This is a genomic window from Mesorhizobium norvegicum (assembly GCF_004919685.1).
Classification (GTDB): Bacteria; Pseudomonadota; Alphaproteobacteria; order Rhizobiales; family Rhizobiaceae; genus Mesorhizobium; species Mesorhizobium norvegicum.
The window spans coordinates 32,836-40,026 of record NZ_SMYZ01000120.1; the positions used below are offsets into that span (position 1 = coordinate 32,836).

Genomic DNA, 7,191 nt, shown 5'->3' on the forward strand with positions numbered 1-7,191 from the left:
CCCCCTTGCGGGGGAGATGGCTGGCAAGCCAGAGGGGGGTGCTGTCCCGCCAGCATGTCAGTCCTTCGTCATGCCAGCCTACTTTCCGCCCAGCGCCAGCTCCAACGCAGCTACTCCGCTCACGATTGCAGCCCGCTCCTGGTGGCTCAGCCTCGCCAGCAACTCCCGCTCGAACGCCTTCGCCAGCGGCACCATCTCGCGATAGGCGGCAAGGCCGGCCTTGGTCAGCGCCAGATGTTCCACACGGCGGTCATTCTCGTCAGCGGTTCGGGTGAGCCATCTCCGCCGTTCGAGTTCAGCCACGGCGCGCGAAACCTTGGTTTTGTGCATGGCCGACTGTTCGCCAATCGCAGACGCCGTCATCGTTCCATGCTGCCCCAGCCCCGAAAGGGTGCGCCATTCCGGCCGCGTCAGGCCATGGCTGTCCTTGTAAATTCGGGAAAATTCGCGGCTAACGGCGTCGGCAAGCCGATAGAGCCGGTAGGGCAGGAAGCTTTCAAGATTGAGAATTTCAGGCGCGTCGGACGCTTCGCTCTTGATCGCCATTTTTCAAAGCCGCCATTGATGGTTACATTTTTGATGGTTACAAATGAAACCAGTTTGGTCAATTGAGATCCATTCCGGGAGGAAGCAATGGCCTTTTCCTATATGCCGGGTTTCGGCAACGACTTCGAAACCGAGACGCTGCCCGGTTCGCTGCCGCAAGGACGGAACTCCCCGCAGCGGCCGGCCTACGGCCTCTACGCCGAGCAGCTCTCGGGCTCGCCCTTCACCGCTCCGCGCGGCACCAATGAGCGCTCGTGGCTCTACCGGATCCGGCCGAGCGTCAAGCACACCGGCCGCTTCAGGCCGGCAAACTATCCGCTGTGGAAGAGCGCGCCCAATGTCGGCGACCACGAACTGGCGCTTGGCCAGTATCGCTGGAACCCGGTGCCGATGCCGAAGGAGCCGACCGATTTCATTCAGGGCATGCGCAGCATCACCACCGCCGGCGATGTGCTCGGGCAGACCGGCATGGCAGCCCACGTCTATGTCGCCAACCGCTCAATGGTCGACGATCATTTCTTCAACGCCGATGGCGAGTTGCTGATCGTGCCGCAGGTCGGCGCTTTGCGCTTCATCACCGAGATGGGCGTCATCGAATTGAGGCCCGGCGAGATCGCCGTGCTGCCACGCGGTCTTGTGTTCAAGGTCGAGTTAGTCGATGCCGAGGTGCGAGGCTACCTCTGCGAGAACTACGGTGCCAAGCTGACCTTGCCCGACCGTGGCCCGATCGGCGCCAATTGCCTGGCCAATCCGCGCGATTTCAAGACGCCTTGCGCCTGGTTCGAGGAGAAGGAAACGCCTTGTCGGCTGACGGTGAAATGGTGCGGCAATTTCCATGTCACCGAGATCGGCCATTCGCCGCTGGATGTCGTTGCCTGGCACGGCAACTACGCGCCCTACAAATATGATCTGGCGACGTTTTCCCCAGTCGGCGCGCTGCTGTTCGACCATCCCGATCCGTCGATCTTCACCGTGCTGACCGCGCCTAGCGGCGAGGAGGGCACCGCCAACATCGACTTCGTCATCTTCCCGCCGCGCTGGCTGGTGGCCGAAGACACGTTCCGGCCGCCCTGGTACCACCGCAACATCATGAGCGAGTTCATGGGCCTGATCCACGGCCAGTATGACGCCAAGGAAGAAGGTTTTGTGCCCGGCGGCATCAGTCTGCACAATCTGATGCTGGCCCATGGGCCTGACTCGACAGGTTTTGAAAAAGCCTTCCGCGCCGACCTGAAACCGGTCAAGCTCGACAACACCATGGCCTTCATGTTCGAGACCCGCTTTCCGCAGATGCTGACCCGCTACGGCGCCGAACTCGAAACCCGGCAGGACAATTACATCGACTGCTGGGCCGACCTGAAGAAGCGTTTCAATGGCACGCCCGAGGGCGACTGGTCTTGAGCACCGAGCCAATGCCGGATCGGCTGGTGATTTTGGGTTCGAAGGGTGGCCCGGCGCTACGGCCAGGTGGTCCATGGCCGAGTTCGTCGCTGCTGCAGATCGGCGGCCGTACGGTCGTTGTCGACTGCGGACTTGGCGTGACGCGTGGTCTGGTCGATGCCGGCATCAGCCTGAAATCGCTCGACCTGGTCTTCATCACGCATCTGCATTCCGACCATGTGCTGGAACTGGGGCCGTTGATCCACACCGCGTGGACGGCAGGTCTGGCGACGCCCGTTGGCGTGTTCGGCCCGCCGGGCACGGGTCATTACTGGCGGCGCTTTTGTCAGGCGATGGAGTTCGACATCGAGGTCCGCATCACCGACGAGGGCCGGCCGGACATTCGTGAGCTGGTTTCGATCGTCGAATTCGGCGAAGGCCAGGTGCTCGAGCAAGGCGGCTTGACGGTTTCGGCGCTGCGCGTCGAGCATCCACCGGTGACCGATTGTTTTGCGCTGCGCTTCGAATACGCTGGCAAAAGCGTGGTGTTCTCCGCCGATACGGCCTTTTATCCGCCGCTCGCCGATTTTGCCCGGAGCGCCGATATCCTGGTCCACGAAGCCATGCTGGAAGAAGGCATCGAGCGGCTGGTGGCCAGGACCGGCAATGGCGTGCGGCTGAAAGACCATCTGCTTGCCAGCCACAGCTTTGCCGAAGAGGCCGGCAGCATCGCCAGCGATGCCTGCGTCAAGAGGCTGGTGCTCAATCACCTCATTCCGGCCGACGATCCCGGGATCGGCGAGGCCGACTGGACTGCCGCTGTCAGGAAAACATGGGCCGGCGACTTGACGATCGCCCGCGACGGCCTTGTTGTGGAGCTAGCATGATCCCGAAAAGTGGGAACCGGTTTTCGGAAAAGATCATGCGCAAGACAAAAACCAAAGCAGCGAGAAAGCTGCAGCAGGAGAGGAAACCGCATGAAGCTTGCCACATTGAAGGACGGGACGCGCGACGGAAAACTCGTCGTCGTCTCGCGTGACCTGACACGCTTCACCGACGCCTCGTTCCTGGTGCGCACGCTGCAGGCCGCACTCGACGACTGGCGGCGCATCGCGCCGCACCTCGCGACAATAGCGGAATCGCTGGAGAACAATGCGGTGCCGGCGGAGCGCTTTCACGAGCATGACGCCCATTCGCCGCTGCCGCGTGCCTATCAATGGGCCGACGGCTCGGCCTATGTGAACCATGTCGAGCTGGTGCGCAAAGCGCGCGGCGCCGAGATGCCGGCGAGCTTCTGGACCGATCCGCTGATCTACCAGGGCGGCGCGGACGCCTTCATTCCGCCACGTGATCCGATCCGTATGGCCGACGAGGCCTTCGGCATCGATATGGAGGGCGAGGTCGCTGTCATCGTCGACGACGTGCCGATGGGTGCAAGCCTCGAGGAAGCGCGCGCCGCGATCCGGCTGGTGATGCTGGTCAACGACGTGACGCTGCGCGCTCTCACCGGGCCGGAACTGGCCAAGGGATTTGGGTTTTTCCAGTCGAAGCCGTCCTCGGCGTTTTCGCCTGTCGCGGTCACGCCGGACGAACTGGGCGACGCTTGGGATGGCGGCAAGGTCAGCCTGCCGCTGCTCGCCGATCTCAACGGCAAGCCGTTCGGCCGGGCCAATGCCGGTGTCGACATGACCTTCGACTTTCCGGCGCTGATCGTTCACGCGGCAAGGACACGGCCATTGGCCGCCGGCACGATCATCGGCTCGGGGACCGTCTCCAACAAGCTCGACGGCGGGCCGGGCAAGCCTGTCTCGGCCGGTGGCGCCGGCTATTCCTGTATCGCCGAACTGCGCATGATCGAGACGATTGTATCAGGCGAACCCAAGACGCCGTTCCTGCGCTTCGGCGATACGGTGCGCATCGAGATGAAGAACAGAAGCGGAAACTCGATCTTCGGTGCCATCGAGCAGAAGGTCGAGAAATACGAGAGGTAAGGCATGACGGGGGACGCATTCTATCTGCTGGCCGGTGTCTGGGCACTCGCCATACTGGCGGTCTTCATCCAGGCGATCCGGCTGAGCTACCGCATCGAGGCGCGCTCGCCTGACCTGACCAACCGCAGCGGCTTCCCGCGCAAGGCGATGATGTTCCACACCATCACCAACGTGAACGTCGCGCGGGACGCAGAAACGCAGGGCATGCGTCGGCGCATGAACCGGCTGCTGCTGATCGTTCTCGCCGGATTTATGGTTATGGGGGCGGGCTTGTATCTGGTGCGGTCGACCGGATGACGTCATGAACCTGCTGGATCACCTGCGCCGCATGTCCGGCAACAATCTCTGGTCGAACGACCGGCTCCATCGCGCGGTGTTGTCGCTCCAGCCGGGCGAATTCGCAGCCGAGCGGACCAGCTTCTTTCCGTCGATCAAGGCGACGCTCAACCACATACTGGCAGTCGATCTTCTCTATCTTGATTTTCTCGAGGAAGGTGGTCTCGGTGCCGCCGCCTATGACGACTTCGTGTCGTTCGACGAGCCGGGGGCATTGTTTGCCGCCCAGACTGCGGCCGACCGTCGGCTGATCGCCTTTTGCGATGGGCTGTCGGCTGACGATCTCGATCGCCGCGTCGTCACCGACCGACGCGAGGACGGCATGATCCCCGAGCGCATCGGCGACATCCTCGCCCACGTCTTCCTGCACGACATCCATCATCGCGGTCAGGTGCATGCGATGCTGTCCGGTACCTCGGTCAAGCCGCCGCAGTTGGACGAGTTCCTGCTCGATTACGATGCAAAGCTGAGAGAGAAAGAGGCCGAGCGGCTTGCACTTAGTGGTGGCGATTAATTATTGTAGTTACGAAAAATTATTGACTTAATTGTTGTAGGTACATAAATTCCCCATGAAGATCGTTTGGGACGAACCAAAGCGGTTAGCCAACATCGAAAAACACGGCTTGGATTTTGCCGCACTGGATGGCGAATTTTTCTAGGGCTCGACGATCCGGACGGCCAAGGCCGGTCGTTTCATGGCAATCGGACGGGTCGTCGACGGCGTGGTTGCCGTGATCTTTGCCCGGCTTGGCTCCGAGGGCATTTCGATAGTTTCGATGCGCCGGGCCAACCCGGTTGAAAGGAGGTTGTTCGATGACAAAGCGTAACTTGCGGACTGAATTCCAAGCGGGTCGTGGCTACAGCAAGGAAGACTGGGATGCCGTTTCGGACAATCCTGGATGGAGTGAGGAGGACTTTCGAAATGCCCGTCCTTTTGCCGAAGTGTTCCCGGAACTCGCCGAAAGCATTCGTCGTTCGCGCGGACGGCCAGCGCTCGACAATCCGAAGAAGCAGGTGACGCTCCGGCTAGACAGCGATGTGGTCGCCCAGTTTCGTGCCGGCGGTCCCGGTTGGCAGAGCCGGATCAACGATATTCTGCGCAAGGCGGTGGGCCTCGCCAAATAGACGCTTGCACCTCGCGCGGTGGGTCTACTCCGCCGCCTGAACCTTGATCACCCCACGCTTGATCTGGTCCTGCTCGATCGATTCGAACAGCGCGCGAAAATTGCCTTCGCCAAACCCTTCGTCGCCCTTCCTCTGGATGAACTCGAAGAAGATCGGGCCGATCACGGTTTTCGAAAAGATCTGCAGCAGGATCTTGGTCATGCCGCCGTCAACGACGCCTTCGCCGTCGATCAGGATGCCGTGCTTCTTCATCCGCTTGATCGGTTCGTCATGGCCATTCACCCTGTCATACGACATGTCGTAGTAGGTTTCCGGCGGGCCGGGCATGAACTTCAGCCCGTTGTCGGCCAGCCTGTCGGTGGCGGCGTAGATCTCGTCGGTGCCGACAGCGATGTGCTGGATGCCTTCACCATTGTACTTCTTCAGATATTCGGCGATCTGACTGGTCTCGTCCTTGGATTCGTTGAGCGGAATGCGGATCTTACCGCAGGGCGAGGTGATGGCGCGGCTGACCAGGCCGGTGATCTTGCCGTCAATGTCGAAGAAATGGATCTGCTTGAAGCCGAACAGATTGCGGTAGAAATCCCACCATTTGTCCATCTGGCCGCGATAGACATTGTGGGTGAGGTGGTCGAGATAATAGAAGCCGACGCCTTCCGGCCGCGGGTCACGCGCGCCGATCCATTCGAACTCGGCATCATAGGCTGAACCCTTCTTGCCGTAGGTCTCGATGAAGTAGAGCAGCGAGCCGCCAATGCCGACGATTGCCGGCACGTCGAGCGCCTTGTCGGCGCCTTCGTAAGGCGTGGCGCCCTTGGCAACGGCATGATCGAAAGCGTGTTTGGCGTCGACCACCCGCCAGGCCATCGAGGCGGCGCAGGGGCCGTGTTTGTCGACGAACTTCATCGCATGCGAGCCGGGCTCGGCATTGACGACATAGTTGATATCGCCCTGACGCCAGATGGTGATGTTCTTCGTGCGGTGCTTGGCCACCGCGACATAGCCCATGCGGGCGAACAGTTCGGCCAGCTTTTCCGGCTCCGCATGCGCGAATTCGACGAACTCGAAACCATCGGTGCCGGCTGGGTTGTCCTTGCTGATCGTGGCGGGCGGGGCGTCGTGCGGGAAGGGACCCATGATATTCCTCCGAAAGCTGGCTTGGCCTGAAAAGGCCATCTGACGCCCATCATAGCGCCGAGTCGGTGCATGGTGCTTGCATTCAAACGCTTGAAATGATCATCTCATGCGTGAAGCGTGCATGATGAGAGACAAAACCATGGATGAGACGCGCATTGATCAGTTCGACCGCAAGATAATGGCACTGTTGCAGGGCGACGCGCGGCTGACCAACAACGATCTGTCGGAGCGGGTGAACCTGTCGGCGTCGCAATGCTCGCGCCGCCGCCAGCGGCTGGAGGAGGATGGTTTCATCAAAGGCTATCGCGCCGTTCTCGACCGCGACAAGCTCGGCTTCTCGCTGGTCAACGTCATCTCGGTCACGCTTGCCACCCACAACCGCGACAACGCAAGGCGCTTCGGCGAACTGGTGGCGCGGCTGCCGGAAGTGCAGGAAGCGCACGCGCTGACCGGCGAGATGGACTACATCCTGAAAGTGGTGACGCCCGACCTGAAGTCGCTGTCGGAATTCGTCAACGGCGTCTTGCTGCCGCACGAATCCGTGCAGCATGTGAAGACGGCGATCGTGCTGGAAACGCTGAAGGAAACAGGGGCGCTGCCGATTTAGTTTGAGCGAATTTCAATTGATATATGTGGGCGGGACAGCGCCCCCCTCTGGCCTGCCGGCCATCTCCCC

Annotated in this window: 9 protein-coding genes and 1 pseudogene; 8 read left to right on the forward strand and 2 right to left on the reverse strand. The window is 61.2% G+C overall.

Annotated elements, in window-relative coordinates; genetic code table 11:
* Positions 1–78 precede the first annotated feature (78 nt).
* A complete protein-coding gene (locus FCU66_RS37020; protein ID WP_136621012.1) occupies positions 79–546 on the reverse strand; it encodes a MarR family winged helix-turn-helix transcriptional regulator in 468 nt (155 codons plus the stop codon).
* An 87-nt stretch (positions 547–633) separates the two neighbouring features.
* Between FCU66_RS37020 and hmgA the strand changes: the two genes are divergently transcribed.
* From hmgA to FCU66_RS37055, 7 genes and pseudogenes are all read left to right on the forward strand, one after another.
* The gene (gene hmgA, locus FCU66_RS37025; protein WP_136621013.1) at positions 634–1,947 is read left to right on the forward strand and encodes a homogentisate 1,2-dioxygenase; all 1,314 of its coding nucleotides are present in this window, start codon (positions 634–636) and stop codon (positions 1,945–1,947) included.
* A gap of 11 nt (positions 1,948–1,958) precedes the next feature.
* Positions 1,959–2,813 (forward strand): MBL fold metallo-hydrolase, encoded by an 855-nt coding sequence (locus tag FCU66_RS37030; RefSeq protein WP_168992096.1) that lies wholly within the window; start codon positions 1,959–1,961, stop codon positions 2,811–2,813.
* A 90-nt stretch (positions 2,814–2,903) separates the two neighbouring features.
* Positions 2,904–3,917: a fumarylacetoacetate hydrolase family protein gene (locus FCU66_RS37035; RefSeq protein ID WP_136621015.1), complete on the forward strand. Its 1,014-nt coding sequence runs from the start codon at positions 2,904–2,906 to the stop codon at positions 3,915–3,917.
* A 3-nt stretch (positions 3,918–3,920) separates the two neighbouring features.
* Positions 3,921–4,214: a hypothetical protein gene (locus FCU66_RS37040; protein ID WP_136621016.1), complete on the forward strand. Its 294-nt coding sequence runs from the start codon at positions 3,921–3,923 to the stop codon at positions 4,212–4,214.
* A gap of 4 nt (positions 4,215–4,218) precedes the next feature.
* Positions 4,219–4,767, forward strand: coding sequence for a DinB family protein (locus FCU66_RS37045; RefSeq protein WP_136621017.1), 549 nt, complete (start codon positions 4,219–4,221; stop codon positions 4,765–4,767).
* Between the two features lie 55 nt (positions 4,768–4,822).
* Positions 4,823–5,080, forward strand: a pseudogene (locus FCU66_RS42395) (BrnT family toxin).
* Positions 5,067–5,378, forward strand: a complete 312-nt coding sequence (locus FCU66_RS37055; protein ID WP_136621018.1) for a BrnA antitoxin family protein — start codon at positions 5,067–5,069, stop codon at positions 5,376–5,378. The pseudogene FCU66_RS42395 and the gene FCU66_RS37055 overlap by 14 nt, the downstream one beginning before the upstream one ends.
* 24 nt (positions 5,379–5,402) lie before the next feature.
* Here the strand turns inward: FCU66_RS37055 and hppD are convergent, their stop codons facing one another.
* A complete protein-coding gene (hppD, locus tag FCU66_RS37060) occupies positions 5,403–6,515 on the reverse strand; it encodes a 4-hydroxyphenylpyruvate dioxygenase (protein WP_136621019.1) in 1,113 nt (370 codons plus the stop codon).
* Positions 6,516–6,654: 139 nt separating this feature from the next.
* Between hppD and FCU66_RS37065 the strand changes: the two genes are divergently transcribed.
* Positions 6,655–7,122, forward strand: coding sequence for an Lrp/AsnC family transcriptional regulator (locus FCU66_RS37065; protein WP_023762149.1), 468 nt, complete (start codon positions 6,655–6,657; stop codon positions 7,120–7,122).
* Positions 7,123–7,191: the final 69 nt, after the last annotated feature.

What these genes read in the sequence shown, in the direction of transcription:
- hmgA (WP_136621013.1), top strand. Translation starts at nt 634, where the DNA reads ATGGCCTTTTCCTATATGCCGGGTTTCGGCAACGACTTCGAAACCGAG.
- FCU66_RS37030 (WP_168992096.1), top strand. Translation starts at nt 1,959, where the DNA reads ATGCCGGATCGGCTGGTGATTTTGGGTTCGAAGGGTGGCCCGGCGCTA.
- hppD (WP_136621019.1), bottom strand. Translation starts at nt 6,515, where the DNA reads ATGGGTCCCTTCCCGCACGACGCCCCGCCCGCCACGATCAGCAAGGAC.
- FCU66_RS37055 (WP_136621018.1), top strand. Translation starts at nt 5,067, where the DNA reads ATGACAAAGCGTAACTTGCGGACTGAATTCCAAGCGGGTCGTGGCTAC.
- FCU66_RS37040 (WP_136621016.1), top strand. Translation starts at nt 3,921, where the DNA reads ATGACGGGGGACGCATTCTATCTGCTGGCCGGTGTCTGGGCACTCGCC.
- FCU66_RS37020 (WP_136621012.1), bottom strand. Translation starts at nt 546, where the DNA reads ATGGCGATCAAGAGCGAAGCGTCCGACGCGCCTGAAATTCTCAATCTT.
- FCU66_RS37035 (WP_136621015.1), top strand. Translation starts at nt 2,904, where the DNA reads ATGAAGCTTGCCACATTGAAGGACGGGACGCGCGACGGAAAACTCGTC.
- FCU66_RS37045 (WP_136621017.1), top strand. Translation starts at nt 4,219, where the DNA reads ATGAACCTGCTGGATCACCTGCGCCGCATGTCCGGCAACAATCTCTGG.
- FCU66_RS37065 (WP_023762149.1), top strand. Translation starts at nt 6,655, where the DNA reads ATGGATGAGACGCGCATTGATCAGTTCGACCGCAAGATAATGGCACTG.